Raw genomic sequence first — 15,732 nt, forward strand, 5'->3', positions numbered from 1 at the left:
TTCTGTATGAAGCTGATTAAAGGAAGAAGGAACGTAGAATGGTAGCGGCTACAATCAAGAATATACAAGCACCAAACCAACTGGCAGCGGTTTTGCTTGTGTCGGGATCACCGGAACTGAATTTTCCGTACACCTTTACACCCCCGATTAAGCCTACAACGGCTCCGATTGCGTAAATCAATTTCGTCCCCGGATCGAAATAACTGGTTACCATGTTGGTAGCTTCGGTAATACCGCCAATCCCGTTACCTTGTGCGAATGCGCTTGAAACAGCAGCCAAGATGAAGGCTGCCGACATAAGAATTTTTTTCTTTGTCATAATGAGAAATTGTTTAAAAATGGTATCGGGGTGGATAGTCCCGATACCGGGTTGATAAATCTTGTTACTATTGAATTTTTTTAGTGGTGGCTATCTCCTTTAGCCGTAATCTCTTTCTTTCATTTTTTCTTTGTTTTTACATTATTAATACTCGCTTATGCAAAATCCCTGATATTAAAATTATCGGGAGCTTTCTTTCCGCTTCCGGTTGTTCCGGCTTCTTTATCTTTCCGTTCATAGAAAGCCGAAAGGCTTTCAGCCATAAGGTCGGTAACGATTCTTTTTGCATCGGGCTTACCTGAAACCACCTGTTCAAACATATCGGTCTGTCGTATTTCCAACAGGGTATTTCCCGCCCTTTGCTTTTGTTCGGGAGTTGCTTCGTCCGTTTTATTTACTGTGCGAATAGCATTTCCCAAATCGTCGAACTGAACACCTGATGCGAGTACGGCTTGTGCCGTTCCTTCCACTTCTTCGGTTTCTTCTTCCTCGTCTTCCGGCTCATCTTTGTTTACTTCCGTCGTTTCATATTCGAGCGGATAATCTATATTCATTGGTTCGTTATCTTCATCCGGTGGAGTATCGGAAAACGCTTCGTCCAATTCTTCCTGCGGTACTTCCGGCGACAGATTCACCTCGTTAGGCGGAGCAAATATATCGGGTTTTTCTTCCTGATTCTCAGATTTTGGCGAGGTGGCAGTGTGTGGCTCCGATATGGCAGCAAGTGGCGTCGATGCACTTAAATCAAACCTGCTTTTTCCGACAATATCCGACTTCAATCGCCCTGTTTCTTGGATTGTAGAACCTTGACCGATAATGTTCTTTTTTCGCTTTTTTCCGGCTCTTGCCCATAGAAAATAAATTCCAACGAAAAGGGCGTACAGCACAACTACGGTTATGAATATCTTTTCCATGATTGGTTATAATAAGTCCTTTCGTGATTCCGAATAGATATTGTTTATCTCATCCTTATATTCTTTCAGATGTTCCTTCAGCACGGTATCTACATATCCGCCAATGGTAATGTTATCCAATGCTTTGGTAAGTTTCATTATCTTGGAATGGGTATCATGGCTGATATACACGCAGTCCCGTTTTTTAATTTCATTCCGGCAGATGAATTTTTCTTTGTAACTCAATTTCTTGTTTTCATCATTAGGCACGACAATCATTTGCACTTCCTGTTCTTCGTCCTGAACAGGTTTTTCACTCTCATTTTGTTTCATTTGCTTTCTATGCCTGATTGCTTTGGGTATCATTACCACTGCAAGCACTATCAGGCAACACGCTATAACACCTATCATTATCGTGTTATCGTTGTATAAAATCGGATTGAGTATCATATTTTTTGATTTTAAGGGGTTAAGTAATCGTCGTCTTCAACATCTTTATTATAAATCTCTTTTATCTCATCTTGGTAAGTGTCGAAGTGATGCGACAGCACATTATCAATGTAACTGAATATCGAAACATCTTTCTTACCTAATGCCTGTACAACCTTTGCTATCCGTTTGTGGTATTTCTCACGGATACTGACCAGTTTTCCGCTTCGTGTAGGGATACCTGCATCCGTAAGGAACAGGCTTTCGTAATCGGGCAATTTACTCCGTTTACGCTTTGGTTCCTCACGAGGAGTTTCTTCCTGAACGACTTCCGTTTTTTCAGGTTCCACGCTTTCCGCTTCCTGTTTCTTTTCGTGTTCAGGAACTAATGCTCTGGGTATGGAACTCGGATTGTTCCGGCGTTCCTTATTCTTAAATGAGGATATGACAAAACTTGCGTCAATCTCATTCAGGTTTACTTCTTCTTTCTTCTTCGCCATAACCTATTATTTTAGAGTTTCCAACATTTCATCTATCAGGGCATCGAGGTTACTCCCCCTTACCAGTGCCTTATCCGCAGGGAATAATGTAGAACGGAACAGGGCTTTGTGGTTTACCGACTGCTCCCGACGAAACCGTTTACTGTCGGGCAGGAATGTTTTGAAAAGCGGGAAACCCAATTTATCAATCACATCTTCATAAACTTCGTAGAGTTCGGTTTTCTCCCGACCATCGACGAGATTCCAAAGTAGATATAGCCCTTTGATTTTTGCTTTGCCGGGCGTAATCAGGGCATCATTAACCGTAATTACATATTGCAGGGTGCTTTCCAGTACCAACCTGTCAGCACTGATCGGAGCAATAATGTAATCCATGAGTGAAAGTGTGTGTACAACCGCCGGATTGTTGATTGTTCCGGGCAGGTCGAAGAATACGAAGTCAGGCTTCAATACTTCGATTACTTCCTGTGCATCTTCCATTGCGTTTTCAGGGCTGCTCTCTATAACTTCATAAGCCTTTTTACCCAATGCGGAAAACTGTTCGTAAGCCATGAGCTTGTAATGGTCATCATCCATCGACATTTTTATATCACGCTCACGCATTTCCGCAATCGAGTGTTGCGGGAAGTCGCAGTCAATCACGGCTACGTTATAGCCTTTCACATAGTGCAGGTAAGAAGCTACCAACACAGTCAGGGTTGTTTTTCCGGCTCCGCCCTTTTGGGTGCTGAAAGCCACGTTCAAAGTTTTCTTTTCCATTACTTCAAAATTTTAATTGTTGAACATTGATATATCGTTTTATTAATCATTCGACAGATTGATTGACTGTTTGATTTTCCGCTTAATTGCTAAATCAATCAATCGCTTTATCAGTTTATCAATCTATCAATCGACCGCTCGTTTGATTATTTGCAAAATCAGTCGATTGGAAAATCGCTCGGTCTATTTATTAATCGCTTACTTTTTTGATTGCCCGAATAATTGATTTTACAATCGTCTTATTGCCTGATTACGCTATCGAGTAATAAATCACTGGGCAAATAAACGCCTAAAAATTCTCCCGCACACTACTTTTTCACGAGGTGGCAGCAAGTGGCGTCGGTATGGCAGCAAGTGGCGTCGATGCGTGGAATACAGCACGTTACTTTAGCCTGTAACTTTGCAGCATGAAACGTCGGGAGGTATTCGACCGCCATTTTAGCTCGTTTCCCTCGCATTCATATCTGTCCCTGTTCAGGACAGATTTTATTTGCGACATGGCAAATAGCAAGCTGTATTTTTTGCTGCACGGAAACCGTTTTGCAGCAAAAAATGCTTGCCCCACAAGGGGGACGCAAACCCTCCGAAGTCGGGTTGCTTAAAGAATCATTTCGGGCAATGATTGATTGGCGGCGGATGCCGAAACGACGGATTGTACCACTAAAAAAATCCGACGTATGAATGAAAATGCAAAAAACTCCCCGAAACGGGGAAAAGGGGGGCGTTCCCCCAAGAATGATCCGGCTGCTTACCGTTACTCGGTAAACTTCACGGCTGTCGAACACGCCCGGTTCCTCACTATGTTTGAGCAATCAGGGCTGCAATCTATGGCACGTTTTATCGCTGCCCGTGTATTCGGGGACGAGTTTCGTGTGGTAAAAATAGACCGTTCCGCTATGGAATATGTTACCAAACTCACTTCTTTTTACGCACAATTCCGCTCCGTTGGAACAAATTACAACCAAGTCGTAAAGGAATTGCACAGCAATTTTTCGGAGAAAAAAGCACTCGCACTTCTCTACAAATTGGAGAAAGCGACCATAGAACTGGTCGAAATCGGGAAGAATATTTTGGAATTATCGGAAGAATTTAAGGAAAAATGGTTGCAAAAATAAACATCGGAAGCAACCTGTACGGTGCGTTGGCATACAATCAGGAGAAAGTGGACGAGGGGTTGGGGAAGATACTGGGGAGCAACCTTGTGTTTGAACCTGCCGACGGACAATTCAATGTTTCAGATTGTATGGAAGATTTTATGCAGTTTATTCCGGCTCACTTCCGTACCGAAAAGCCCGTTTTCCATGTATCAATAAACCCGCATCCTGATGACCGCCTGACAAACGACCAACTGGCGGACATCGGACGGGAATACATGGAGAAACTGGGATACGGCAATCAACCCTACCTTATTTTCAAGCATGAGGACATTGGACGGGAACACATACATATCGTATCGCTTCGGGTAGATAGCGAAGGGAAGAAAATCGACGGCTACAAAGAACATGAACGAAGCAAGGAGATAACCGAACAGTTGGAACGTAAATATAATCTGCATCCTGCGGAGGGACAGAAACGTGGGGAGCAATGGGAACTTACCCCTGTTGATGTTTCAAAAGGCGATTTGAAAAAGCAGATTGCTTCGGTTATCAAACCGTTAGCTTCTATGTATCACTTTCAGAGTATGGGAGAATATAAAGCAGTTCTTTCCTTATATAATATTAATGTAGAGGAACTGAAAGGCGAAGCAAAAGGGAAACCGTATCGGGGATTACTGTATTCGGCAATGGACAGCGAGGGCAATAAGGTCGGTAATCCGCTGAAGTCTTCTATTTTCGGCAAATCGGTCGGTTATGACGGGCTTGAAAAACGTATGGAGAAATCAGCCGAACGCATAAAAACTAAAAACCAGAAGGCGCATACGCTGAAAGCGGTGTCGGAAGCTAAACAGGGCAGCCAAAATGAAAGCGAGTTCCGAGCGAAGTTAAGGCAGCAGGGTATTGATGTTCTGTTCAGGCGCAACGACGAAGGTCGGATTTATGGTACTACTTTCATAGACCATACGACACGTACCGTTTTGAACGGTTCACGACTGGGCAAAGACTATTCCGCTAATGTTTTCAACGACCTGTATGGTGGAAAACAAGAACAGGCACAAGAGCCAGTTAAAGACACCCGTCTTTCCGATGTCTACAAAAACACCGAACAGCCAAGTACGCAACATGAGAATAGCCACAATTCCGATAGTATAACGGGAGGACTTTTCTCAATTCTTGCTCCGGAACCGGAAAATCACCCGAAAGATGATATGCCATTACCACGCCGTAAGAAAAAGAAGAAGCGTAGGTATGGTCGGCAGATGTAGAGATAGGTAAATGGGCTTACATTTTAATCTCATTCACTTTCTCTATTACCATTTGTTTTAAAACATCTGGCGTAATTTGAACTCCTTTTGAAAGGAGTTCTTTAATGCATTGCTTTTCTATTTTTTTTATTCTTTGTTTGACGGCTAAATCCCTGATTTTTTCAACAATCTGCATATAACGTTCGTTTGAAATAATTGTAATTATTGCTTTTTCTGGCACGTCATTGATAATCTCATTCAAAATAAATTCATCTTTCAATTCAAAAAAGTCATCATACCAATCTAAAGAATTGTTGAAAAGATAAATTACATACTCATTTAATATTATGTGATATGGATTTTTTGATAAGTTATCAAAAAACTCAAATGTTGCATCTTTGTTTTCAATTTTCTCTGCCTTAATAGTAGCTAATGGAATACAATCAAATATATCTTTGCATGCTTCAATCATCTTAATCCAGTCTTTTTCACTTTGTGAAATCTTGTTATTCATATAGGTAGGCAAGAATAAATCCAAGTTAAATCGTAAGCGTTCTTCCAATTCAGGAGATAATTGGAAATGTGCATATACGGGTTGCTTAGAGATTGAAGCTCGCCAAATATTGGATTGAATTAAAAGTTGAAAAGCAATTGATGATATTTTTTTACAGTTAAGTTTGTAATGTCCATTTTCAAAATCAATCCTCTCAAAATTTTGCTCATATTTTTCATCTTCTATCTTTTGAGTTATCTCTGTTGCATAAATACTTTCAACAACTCCTAATCTTTTTTCACATCCTCTACAAAGAATAAAATCTTCTTTGATTCCAGTGTCTCCTTGATTTTTGCTATAATCCTGTTCAGGGTTAGTCGTTATTAAATAACCATTTTCCTCTCCACGTTTTCCGATTTGTGATGCCAGCAAAAAGGCAGAAGTTATATGTGACCCTGTCTGATCGGCTTCTTTTTCATTACATAATTTACATTTCATATCTATTCTAATTAGAATTTTGGTAGCGTTTATCTATTTCTACCATTATATCAAAGATCTGTTTGAAGTAATCAAATGCCTTTGATTTTGCTATCTCAAACTGATGCGTTTGGGCAAAAGCGAAAGACGGAACACTTATTTTTTGTATTGGAATTGATTCTCCTTTTGTCATAGCTTCTTTTGCATCATTTAGGTTCCCCATAAATCCACTAAATGTAGGTGGGGCATCTTTAATTATTTTTGCTGCTTCTGCATGAGAATAAGGATTGCGAAATTCGTTTTTGAGATTCACCAATTTCTTTCGTTCATCTTCTGTTATGATATTTTTTTTGACAGCGAGATTTATGGTTTCATGTAATACTTTCCCGTCATATAACTTTTTGGCTTCTTCGAGTTTTATCTCAAAATCAGGATTGCCAATATAATATCCTTTCATATAGAAGTCCATTAAAGCAACTTTAATCATCCTTTCCAATAAATGATTGGTAGTAAAAATACTCGATTGATTCAATTCCAATAATAAACAATTTAGATTTTCATAAATTAAAGTATTTAAGTTGCAGAATAAAATAAAATGATATTCATAAAATGGATTCAGTTCAGCCGTGTTTTTAATAATTTTATCATTGAAAAATTTTGCTTTGGAGAGTATTATTTCTTTGATTGTTTCCATGCTTGATCGTATTTCACTTAATTTCTACAAAGATACAACATAGCAGGAACTTAACTGTCGTTTTAAGTATTTAGTTTCCAACATCAACGCCACACACTGCCAAACCGAAGCCACATGCTGCCAGCTTGTTTCAAACTCCCCAATCTTCGGATTATACCCTATAATTTCGCATTTCAAACATTTTAAATTTTATAGAAATGCAACAAGAAGACGATTTAAGAGGACTTGCCAAAGTCATGGAATTTATGCGAGCAATCAGCATAATCTTTGTAGTGATAAACATTTATTGGTTCTGCTATTTCGCATTGCGGGAATGGGGAATAAACATTTCGGTAGTTGATAAGATACTACTGAACTTTGACCGGACTGCCGGACTATTCGGCAATATTCTCTACACGAAATTATTCGCCATTATTTTCCTTGCCCTTTCCTGTTTAGGAACTAAGGGCGTTAAAGAGGAAAAAATCACTTGGCCGAAAATCTATGTTTTTCTGACAATCGGTTTTATCCTGTTCTTTATGAACTGGTGGATACTCGACCTGCCGTTACCCGCATCGGCAACAATAGGTTTTTATATCCTGACAATGGCAGCAGGTTATCTGTTCCTATTGGTTGGCGGATTATGGATGAGCCGTTTGCTAAAAAACAATATGTTCGACGACGTTTTCAATTTGGAGAACGAGAGTTTTATGCAGGAAACACGGTTATTGCAGAGTGAATATTCTGTGAACTTGCCTACAAAGTTTTGGTACAAGAAAAAGGAATGGCGGGGTTGGATAAACGTAGTAAATCCTTTCCGTGCCAGTATCGTGTTAGGTACTCCGGGTAGTGGTAAATCATACGCCGTTGTTAATCAGTATATAAAACAGCAAATTGAAAAAGGATTTTCGATGTACTTGTATGATTTTAAATTTCCAGACCTTTCTACTATCGCCTATAACCATTTATTAAATAATCAATTAGGCTACAAGAAAATTCCAACGTTTTATGTGATAAACTTCGACGATCCGTCCCGCTCGCACAGATGCAATCCTATCAACCCGTCTTTCATGGAAGACATTAGCGATGCTTACGAATCGAGTTATACAATTATGCTTAACCTCAATAAAACGTGGGTGCAGAAGCAGGGAGACTTCTTTGTGGAATCTCCGATTATTTTGTTTGCTTCGATAATTTGGTATCTCCGCATTTATAAGGACGGAAAGTATTGTACTTTTCCTCATGCGATAGAGTTTCTAAACAAACGATATGAAGATATTTTCCCTATTTTGACCTCATATCCCGAACTGGAAAATTATCTAAGTCCTTTCATGGATGCGTGGTTGGGCGGTGCGGCTGACCAATTAATGGGGCAGATAGCCAGCGCCAAAATCCCACTATCCCGTATGATTTCACCCCAGTTGTATTGGGTTATGAGTGGCGATGAATTTACTTTGGATATAAACAATCCTGACGATCCGAAAGTGTTGGTTGTCGGGAACAATCCTGATAGGCAAAATATCTACGGAGCAGCGTTAGGGCTTTATAACTCCCGTATTGTGAAGCTAATAAACAAAAAGGGAGTGCGACACGAAGCCGCATAAATAACTGTTTGGCTAACTGCTGTAAGAGAGCAGCAATTTGACTAAACCCGTTGTGTCGCCAACGGTAGCCTATGGGCAGGTGCACTAATAGTAATATTTATGTATTAAGCTGTCCTGACAAGGTAACCCTTCCGAAAGGAGCAGTCGGAACCGCGAGGGAAAGACAATAATCACTAGTATCATGTGATTGGGGAGCTTGGCTTGAATGGTATGGTTAGCGTAAGCGAATCGTCGGTAAAACATCGTAATGTTGAAGAAGCCAAAGATACTGATAGGCTTCAGTCCAAAATGGAAAGCAGTCGGATATCCTCCAACCTTTTGAGGATACGCGAACGGAGCACTGCCGGTGTAGAGACGGAACCTAACCCATTCGGTTATTGTATGTGAAACGTGGTAAGTCCGTATTTCTCCTGTTTGAGAACAGGTAAGCAAATCGTAAGAGAAGCCGAATGGAATGCGGATATAGGATAGCGGAAAAAGCGAATGCCTGCTTGTAATGAGCAGGATAGAAATTGAGTACTGTTTATGTATAAATGGAGCAACATCATTTCACACGAAAGTGGGCAGACTTCCGTAAAAGGTAATTCTTTACAAGAAACTTTTAGAACTTTTTAAAGTGGAAAAGCAAATGAACGACATTAAAAAATCGTGTGCATCAACTGACCGTATATCAAGCAATTGGAACAGTATCAACTGGCTCAGTTGCGAAACTGCGGTTAAAAAGCTACAAGCACGTATTGTAAAGGCTCAGAAAGAAGGTAGATACGCTAAGGTGAAAGCCTTACAGTGGACGCTTACACATTCGTTTTATGCCAAAGCATTGGCCGTGAAACGAGTAACATCCAACAAAGGAAGTGAAACGGCTGGTGTGGATATGGAAACATGGAAAACACCAGAAGCAAAGATGAGTGCAATAGCCAATCTGAAACGAAAAGGCTATACTCCACAACCTCTAAGAAGGATACATATTAAAAAGAGTAATGGAAAACTTCGACCATTAGGGATTCCGACAATGAAAGACAGAGCAATGCAAGCATTATATCTGATGGCATTAGACCCTGTAGCAGAAACTACAGCAGATGGTAATTCTTTCGGATTTAGAAAAGAAAGAAGCACTATAGATGCTATACAACAATGCTTTAATGATTTGGCTAAAGACATTTCGCCCGAATGGATTCTGGAAGGAGACATAAAAGGTTGTTTCGACCATATTAGTCATGAATGGCTACTAAACAATATCCCTATGGATAAGGTGATGCTTCACAAATGGCTCAAATGTGGATTTATGTTCAACAAACAATTGTTTCCGACAGAAGAAGGTACTCCACAAGGTGGTATAATATCTCCAACTCTGGCTAATATGGTTCTGGACGGGCTACAAAAGTTACTGTCAGATAATTTTGTGATAAATTTCTCAAGGAAGAACTATTTTAATCCAAAAGTAAATCTGGTAAGGTATGCCGATGATTTTATTATCACGGGTGCCAACAAAGAAATATTAGAAAATCAAGTAAAACCATTAATCATAGAGTTTCTTGGAGCAAGGGGGCTTACCCTATCAGAAGAGAAAACGAAGATAACTCATATCGAAGAAGGTTTTGATTTTCTTGGATTTAATATAAGGAAATACAAGGGTAAATTTATAACGAAGCCATCGAAGCAAAGTCAAAAGAGGTTTTTAGATAAAGTTCGTACCATCATTAGTCAGCATAAAGCGGCTAAGCAACACTCAATAATAAGGTTATTAAATCCCATTATTGAGGGATGGGCAAACTATTACAGGAGTTGCTGTGCTTCGGAAACTTTCCGAAAAGCAGATGCACAAATTTTCTATAAAGTATGGCGATGGTCACAAAGAAGACATCCGCAGAAAGGTAAATATTGGATAGCAAATAAATACTTTCATACGGTGAAAGGTCGAAGCTGGACATTTGCAGTCAAGTTGGAAAGTGAAGATGGAGAAAAATTCCACTCATTGAAAAGATTAACGAGTACAAAGATTGTTCGGCATGTCAAAATCCGTAGCGAAGCAAATCCATATGATATCGATTGGACGGAGTACTTTGAAAAGCATTGGACAAGAAAGATGTTCAATAACTTTAATAACCAACAGAGAATTCGCCGACAATGGGAAAAACAGATGAGGTGTTGTCCTGTATGTGGTAAACACATTACAAAAGAAACACCTTTTAAAATCATAGCATTGCCTGTGAAAAATAAAAAGGTCAGAATTTTGGTGCATGACAATTGCAGTCGAATCACTAACAGAAATAATTGGAATTTACTATGAGCCGGTTTTATAAAATAAACTTAGAATTGCTTGAGCCGTATGATGCGAAAGTATCATGTACGGTTCTTAGAGGGGAAAGCTCCCGTAAGGGAGCCGACCTACTCGACCAGTTAAAGAGTTCGGTCGTAATTGACGAGCTGCCCACAATCTATTTTAAGGGCTTAGATAATTTGATAGCAACAGCCCGTAGTAATAAAGTAGCGGTACTTTTAGGCTTTCAGGACTTTTCTCAATTAACAAGGGATTACGGCGACAAGGAAGCGAAAGTTGTGATGAACACCGTAGGAAATCTTTTCTCCGGTCAAGTGGTTGGCGAAACTGCAAAAACACTTTCCGACCGTTTCGGTAAAGTATTGCAGAAACGCCAGTCTATGACTATCAACCGTAACGATAAATCGACTTCTATTTCTACACAAATGGATAGCCTGATTCCACCGTCAAAAATCAGCAACTTAACACAAGGGATGTTTGTCGGAGCGATTGCGGACAATTTCGATGAGCGTATCGAGCAGAAGATTTTCCATTGTGAAATTGTTGTGGATAATGCAAAGGTAGCTGCTGAAACAAAGGCTTATCAATCCATTCCAATTATTACCGATTTTACGGACGAAAATGGAGTTAATCAGATGAAAGAACAAATTCAACTCAACTACAATCGTATCAAAGAGGAAACGAAACAGATTGTCGCTGAAGAATTGCAAAGAATTAAGGACGATCCGGCATTGGCTCATTTATTACAGCAGCAGGAATAATCCTATACATATATATAATGTAAGAGAGCCGGAAATTCGGCTCTTTATTTTTATTCCATAACGCCACATGCTGCCATATCGAAGCCACATACTGCCACCCTTATAAAATTCGACTGTCACCCTGCTGATTAGGACTACTTTTATTCTGCATTAATATTGATGCAGAACAAAAAATAGTTTAATCATGGATGAAAAATTAAATCCGAAAGACAAAGTTCTCCTGATGCGGGATGAAGGAGAAGGTAACAAACTCAAAGTAGTGAAAGGCATTGATAAGAAAGGAAAGATTGATGCCGTTGATCCCATGAAGGCGAAAGAAACCGATTTTCTCAAAATTGACAAGCACGCCGATCCTCTCGAAAACTTTTTCAAGAACTTTTTTAATCAGGCAAAGAACCCGTCGCATACAGGCTTTTATGCAGTTACGGTTGATATGCTTGATAAAGTTCTATCGCTTAGTGATAAGGAGTTGGAAAAGTTTCGTATTGATCCGAGAGATTACCTGAATAAAGAACAGGAGCAATCAACAAAGGAAACTCAAAAAGAAGTCGTACCCGAAAAAAAAGAAGAAAAAATGGATTCAACAACCGAGCAGAAGACTGAATTTAAGCAATTCGACACAAGCCGTATTCCTGAAAGTGAATATCAGAAATACGGTATCAAGCCCGAAAATTTGGAGGGCGAACTCAAAGCCATGAGTTACGGATACAAATCCCCGCACTTGGTAGATATTAACCCCAAAATAGAGGGTGTGGACTATCCGATGAAAGCCCGTCTGTCATTGGAAGAACAGCCGGACGGCAGTCTGAAATTTGTTCCCCACCCGCAGCAACAGCAGGTAGATTTGGAGAAACCGTTTCAGGGTATTATGCTCCCGAACGATGTAAAGGAAAACTTATTGGCGACGGGTAACAGTGGTCGTGTGGTCGAACTGGAACCAAGACCGGGCGAAAAAGTACCATCGCTTATTTCTATTGACAAGCTGACTAATCGTTTGGAAGCCGTACCACTTGATAAACTTACAGTTTCCCAAAATCTAAAAGGTGTTGAGTTATCTCCTGAACAACAACAGGCACTAAAAGAGGGAAAGAAAGTATTAGTCGAGGGCATGACCTCTAAAAACACAATCGGTACAGATAATCCCCGAAAGTTTGATGCTTACGTTCAGTTCAATGCTGCCAAAGGCGGTTATGATTTTTCCTATGACGGATTAGACCGCAATAAGTACCAACAGAACAATAAACAGGAACAAAATCAAAATGGGGAGCAACAGAACCAAGTCCGCATTCCTAAAAAACTCTTAGGCGTTGATTTGGATGAAAAGCAGCAGAACTCACTCCGTGAGGGTAAAGCTGTCTATGTTCAGGGCATGATGAAAGACGGACAAGATCAGCCATTCAATGCGTATGTAAAGGTAAACAATGAAAAAGGTAAACTCGACTTTTTCAAATGGAATCCTGATAAAGCTAAAAAGCAAGGTGCGGATGTGAAAGTTGCTGAAGGAAATAAAACACAGGTAGCAGTTAATTCCGAAGGCAAAACCAATGAAGCTACCAAGAATGTAAAGGAACCCCTGAAACAAGGTCAGCAAAAGCCTTCCGAGAGTCAGGATAAAGAACAGAAGCAACAACAAACTGCTAAAAAGCCTGTGAAAAAATCCACAGGACACAAAATGTAATATCAACCACTAAAAAAATCCAATAGTAAATGAAAGTAATAATTGCAGAAAAACCAAGCGTAGCACGTGATATAGCGGCTATCTTTGGTGCGAGTAACCGCAAAGAAGGTTATTTAGAGGGTAACGGGTATTGTGTTACGTGGGCGTTTGGACACCTTATAACATTGGCAATGCCACAGGATTATGGTATCACGGGCTTTCAGGCTGAAAACCTACCGATACTTCCCACAGAATTTAAGTTGCTGCCCCGTCAAATCAAAGACGGAAAGGAATACAAACCCGATCCGGGCACAATGAAGCAACTTAAAGTTATCAAAGATTTATTTGGTAAATGCGAGCGTATCGTAGTTGCGACTGATGCAGGGCGCGAGGGAGAGTTAATATTCAGATATATATTTGATTATCTTGAATGTACCAAACCTTTCGACCGTCTTTGGATAAGTTCGCTCACGGATCAGGCTATCCGCAAAGGTTTGGAGAATCTACGTCCGGGAAAAGAATACGACAACCTGTATCGTTCGGCAAAAGCCCGGAGCCAAGCCGATTGGGTTGTCGGAATAAACGCTTCACAAGCCCTTTCTATTTCTGCCGGGTACGGGGTATGGTCGTTAGGACGGGTACAAACTCCCACACTTGCCATGATATGCAGCCGATACCTCGAAAATACAGAGTTCAAACCGCAAACCTATTTTCAGGTAAAACTTCATACGGCAAAAGATGCAACCCAGTTCGCCGCTATTTCTACAGAACGATTTGGCACAAAGCAGGAAGCAGACGAAATAGTAAACCGTGTCCGTTCCGCCGAATCCGTAAACGTGATAAGCGTCGAAAAGAAAGAAGCCAATCAGGAGCCGCCTTTGCTCTACGACCTTACCACATTGCAGAAAGAAGCGAACAGCCGTCATAGTTTTTCGGCAGACAAAACCCTGTCGGTAGCCCAGTCGCTTTACGAAGCGAAGTTCATTTCCTATCCGAGAACGGGAAGCCGTTATATTTCCGATGATGTTTTTGCCGAGATACCTGCCCTTATCGGTCAATTATCCGGTTACGCTCCATTCGGTAACTATGCAAAAACATTGTTAGGAGCAAACCTAAACAATCGTTCGGTAAATGATAAAAAAGTTACTGACCACCATGCCCTGATTATCACGGAAAATATGCCGAACGGTATTTCAGCCGACCAACGTATCATATATGATATGATTGCCGCCCGCCTGTTGGAAGCATTTTCGGGCAAATGCACCAAAGAGAACACAAGTATTACTTTGGATGCTTCGGGCATTTCGTTTTCGGTCAAAGGCAGTATTATCCTTATTCCCGGTTGGCGTGCCGTATTGAACGCTCCCGATGAAGAAAAAGGCGAAGACGATGCTCCGGCACTCCCGTCTTTATCTAATGGCGATGTACTTCCCGTTAACGGAACGGATTTATTGGAGAAACAAACCAAGCCCCGCCCGTTACATACGGAAAGTAGTCTGCTTTCTTCTATGGAAACCTGCGGTAAAGATCTTACCAACGAGGAAGAACGGGAAGCTATCAAAGAATCAGGTATTGGAACACCTGCCACCCGTGCCAGTATCATAGAAACACTGTTTTCCCGTGAATATATTCAGCGTGAAAAGAAATCTCTTGTTCCCACCAATAAAGGATTGGTTGTCTATTTGGCTGTCCGTAATAAAAAGATTGCGGATATCAGCATGACAGGCGAATGGGAAAACGCTTTGAATAAAATAGCAGAGGGGAAAATGGATGCCGATACGTTCCACAAGGGTATTGAAGTATATGCAGCACAAATAACGACTGAATTACTGGAAAGTAAAATCGAAGGGGGTAATCAGCGTGAGAGCTGCCCATGTCCTAAATGCAAAAACGGTCAGGTTGTTTTCTTTCAGAAGGTAGCCAAATGTAATAAGGAAGATTGCGGATTAACCGTGTTCCGGAATAAGTCGGGTAAAGACCTGACCGACGGGCAACTCAAAGACTTGCTTACCAAAGGTAAAACGGGAACTATCAAAGGTTTTAAGAGTAAAGAAAACAAGCCTTTCGATGCTGCCGTAGCTTTTGATGCAGAATATAAAACGATATTTCAATTTGATAATTCTAAAAAGAGGAAGAAATGAAAGTAAATCTGATAGTCTATTTCGCTTATAACGAGAAGCAAGAGAGTGAACATGAAAAGACAACTTCCGATATATTAGATTGTTTTTCGGAATTTTGTGATGATAATGTTTTTGAGTTCCAATGTATTCCCAGAATAGGGGAAGAAATCGTTGCAGAAGACTTGATTAAGAAATGGCTTGAAAATAAAGATTACAAAAAGCCTTGTTCCGAAAGTGAAGTGTGGAATAAAATCTATTCCGTTTTAAAAACCGGAACTTTTAAAGTCACAGGAGTAAGTCATTGTCTTAAAAGCTGTACCGTTGAATGTTCCGAAGTGCAAATGAAAAAATAAGATAAAGTGCTATCTTTGCCACTAAGAAAGTTCATACGCCACAGGTTTGATGAGAAATTGTTAAATCAGGTG

Annotated in this window: 14 protein-coding genes and 2 pseudogenes; 9 read left to right on the plus strand and 7 right to left on the minus strand. The window is 40.3% G+C overall.

All coding sequences use genetic code 11. The features are described from left to right. Positions 1 to 16: 16 nt before the first annotated feature. The 5 genes from M2448_RS15640 to M2448_RS15660 form a co-directional block, all read right to left on the minus strand. Entirely contained in the window at positions 17 to 319 is a 303-nt protein-coding gene (locus tag M2448_RS15640) for a DUF4134 domain-containing protein (protein ID WP_163304749.1), read from the minus strand. A gap of 155 nt (positions 320 to 474) precedes the next feature. Continuing rightward, positions 475 to 1,233, minus strand: coding sequence for a DUF4122 family protein (locus M2448_RS15645; RefSeq protein ID WP_163304751.1), 759 nt, complete (start codon positions 1,231 to 1,233; stop codon positions 475 to 477). Between the two features lie 6 nt (positions 1,234 to 1,239). Further along, the gene (locus M2448_RS15650; RefSeq protein WP_163304753.1) at positions 1,240 to 1,662 is read right to left on the minus strand and encodes a DUF3408 domain-containing protein; all 423 of its coding nucleotides are present in this window, start codon (positions 1,660 to 1,662) and stop codon (positions 1,240 to 1,242) included. 11 nt (positions 1,663 to 1,673) lie between these two features. Beyond that, positions 1,674 to 2,141, minus strand: a complete 468-nt coding sequence (locus M2448_RS15655; protein WP_163304755.1) for a DUF3408 domain-containing protein — start codon at positions 2,139 to 2,141, stop codon at positions 1,674 to 1,676. 6 nt (positions 2,142 to 2,147) lie between these two features. Next, positions 2,148 to 2,900, minus strand: a complete 753-nt coding sequence (locus M2448_RS15660; RefSeq protein ID WP_163304757.1) for a ParA family protein — start codon at positions 2,898 to 2,900, stop codon at positions 2,148 to 2,150. Between the two features lie 677 nt (positions 2,901 to 3,577). Between M2448_RS15660 and mobA the strand changes: the two genes are divergently transcribed. Together mobA and mobB are read left to right on the plus strand one after the other, a co-directional pair. After that, complete coding sequence (mobA, locus tag M2448_RS15665) at positions 3,578 to 4,015, plus strand: conjugal transfer protein MobA (RefSeq protein ID WP_163304759.1); 438 nt, start codon at positions 3,578 to 3,580, stop codon at positions 4,013 to 4,015. Beyond that, complete coding sequence (mobB, locus tag M2448_RS15670; protein WP_163304761.1) at positions 4,000 to 5,262, plus strand: conjugal transfer protein MobB; 1,263 nt, start codon at positions 4,000 to 4,002, stop codon at positions 5,260 to 5,262. The genes mobA and mobB overlap by 16 nt, the downstream gene beginning before the upstream one ends. Positions 5,263 to 5,278: 16 nt before the next feature. On the opposite strand, the gene M2448_RS15675 is transcribed toward mobB, so the two are convergent. Next, complete coding sequence (locus tag M2448_RS15675; RefSeq protein ID WP_163304763.1) at positions 5,279 to 6,232, minus strand: hypothetical protein; 954 nt, start codon at positions 6,230 to 6,232, stop codon at positions 5,279 to 5,281. A 7-nt stretch (positions 6,233 to 6,239) separates the two neighbouring features. Continuing rightward, positions 6,240 to 6,905, minus strand: coding sequence for a hypothetical protein (locus M2448_RS15680; protein WP_163304765.1), 666 nt, complete (start codon positions 6,903 to 6,905; stop codon positions 6,240 to 6,242). A 197-nt stretch (positions 6,906 to 7,102) separates the two neighbouring features. Between M2448_RS15680 and M2448_RS15685 the strand changes: the two are divergent. The 7 genes and pseudogenes from M2448_RS15685 to M2448_RS15715 all read left to right on the plus strand — a co-directional run. Then, positions 7,103 to 8,470 (plus strand): annotated as a pseudogene (locus M2448_RS15685) (YWFCY domain-containing protein); the annotation flags it as partial. Positions 8,471 to 8,671: 201 nt separating this feature from the next. Then, on the plus strand, positions 8,672 to 8,875 hold the full coding sequence (locus tag M2448_RS15690; RefSeq protein ID WP_280647074.1) for a hypothetical protein: 204 nt from the start codon (positions 8,672 to 8,674) through the stop codon (positions 8,873 to 8,875). 241 nt (positions 8,876 to 9,116) lie between these two features. Next, the gene (gene ltrA / locus M2448_RS15695; RefSeq protein WP_280647075.1) at positions 9,117 to 10,778 is read left to right on the plus strand and encodes a group II intron reverse transcriptase/maturase; all 1,662 of its coding nucleotides are present in this window, start codon (positions 9,117 to 9,119) and stop codon (positions 10,776 to 10,778) included. Positions 10,779 to 10,876: 98 nt separating this feature from the next. Further along, positions 10,877 to 11,530: pseudogene (locus tag M2448_RS15700) on the plus strand (TraM recognition domain-containing protein); the annotation flags it as partial. Between the two features lie 184 nt (positions 11,531 to 11,714). Next, positions 11,715 to 13,208, plus strand: a complete 1,494-nt coding sequence (locus M2448_RS15705) for a DUF3945 domain-containing protein (RefSeq protein ID WP_163304774.1) — start codon at positions 11,715 to 11,717, stop codon at positions 13,206 to 13,208. A gap of 29 nt (positions 13,209 to 13,237) precedes the next feature. Next, complete coding sequence (locus M2448_RS15710; RefSeq protein WP_280647077.1) at positions 13,238 to 15,328, plus strand: type IA DNA topoisomerase; 2,091 nt, start codon at positions 13,238 to 13,240, stop codon at positions 15,326 to 15,328. Beyond that, a complete protein-coding gene (locus M2448_RS15715; RefSeq protein WP_163304778.1) occupies positions 15,325 to 15,660 on the plus strand; it encodes a hypothetical protein in 336 nt (111 codons plus the stop codon). Before M2448_RS15710 ends, M2448_RS15715 begins: the two co-directional genes overlap by 4 nt. Positions 15,661 to 15,732 lie beyond the last annotated feature (72 nt).

The sequence above is a fragment of the Dysgonomonas sp. PF1-14 genome, assembly GCF_029892965.1.
In the GTDB taxonomy this organism is placed as follows: domain Bacteria; phylum Bacteroidota; class Bacteroidia; order Bacteroidales; family Dysgonomonadaceae; genus Dysgonomonas.

Bases quoted from the DNA above. Each gene is read 5' to 3' on its own strand.
- M2448_RS15640 (WP_163304749.1), bottom strand. From the start codon at position 319: ATGACAAAGAAAAAAATTCTTATGTCGGCAGCCTTCATCTTGGCTGCT.
- M2448_RS15645 (WP_163304751.1), bottom strand. From the start codon at position 1,233: ATGGAAAAGATATTCATAACCGTAGTTGTGCTGTACGCCCTTTTCGTT.
- M2448_RS15650 (WP_163304753.1), bottom strand. From the start codon at position 1,662: ATGATACTCAATCCGATTTTATACAACGATAACACGATAATGATAGGT.
- M2448_RS15655 (WP_163304755.1), bottom strand. From the start codon at position 2,141: ATGGCGAAGAAGAAAGAAGAAGTAAACCTGAATGAGATTGACGCAAGT.
- M2448_RS15660 (WP_163304757.1), bottom strand. From the start codon at position 2,900: ATGGAAAAGAAAACTTTGAACGTGGCTTTCAGCACCCAAAAGGGCGGA.
- mobA (WP_163304759.1), top strand. From the start codon at position 3,578: ATGAATGAAAATGCAAAAAACTCCCCGAAACGGGGAAAAGGGGGGCGT.
- mobB (WP_163304761.1), top strand. From the start codon at position 4,000: ATGGTTGCAAAAATAAACATCGGAAGCAACCTGTACGGTGCGTTGGCA.
- M2448_RS15675 (WP_163304763.1), bottom strand. From the start codon at position 6,232: ATGAAATGTAAATTATGTAATGAAAAAGAAGCCGATCAGACAGGGTCA.
- M2448_RS15680 (WP_163304765.1), bottom strand. From the start codon at position 6,905: ATGGAAACAATCAAAGAAATAATACTCTCCAAAGCAAAATTTTTCAAT.
- ltrA (WP_280647075.1), top strand. From the start codon at position 9,117: ATGAACGACATTAAAAAATCGTGTGCATCAACTGACCGTATATCAAGC.
- M2448_RS15705 (WP_163304774.1), top strand. From the start codon at position 11,715: ATGGATGAAAAATTAAATCCGAAAGACAAAGTTCTCCTGATGCGGGAT.
- M2448_RS15710 (WP_280647077.1), top strand. From the start codon at position 13,238: ATGAAAGTAATAATTGCAGAAAAACCAAGCGTAGCACGTGATATAGCG.
- M2448_RS15715 (WP_163304778.1), top strand. From the start codon at position 15,325: ATGAAAGTAAATCTGATAGTCTATTTCGCTTATAACGAGAAGCAAGAG.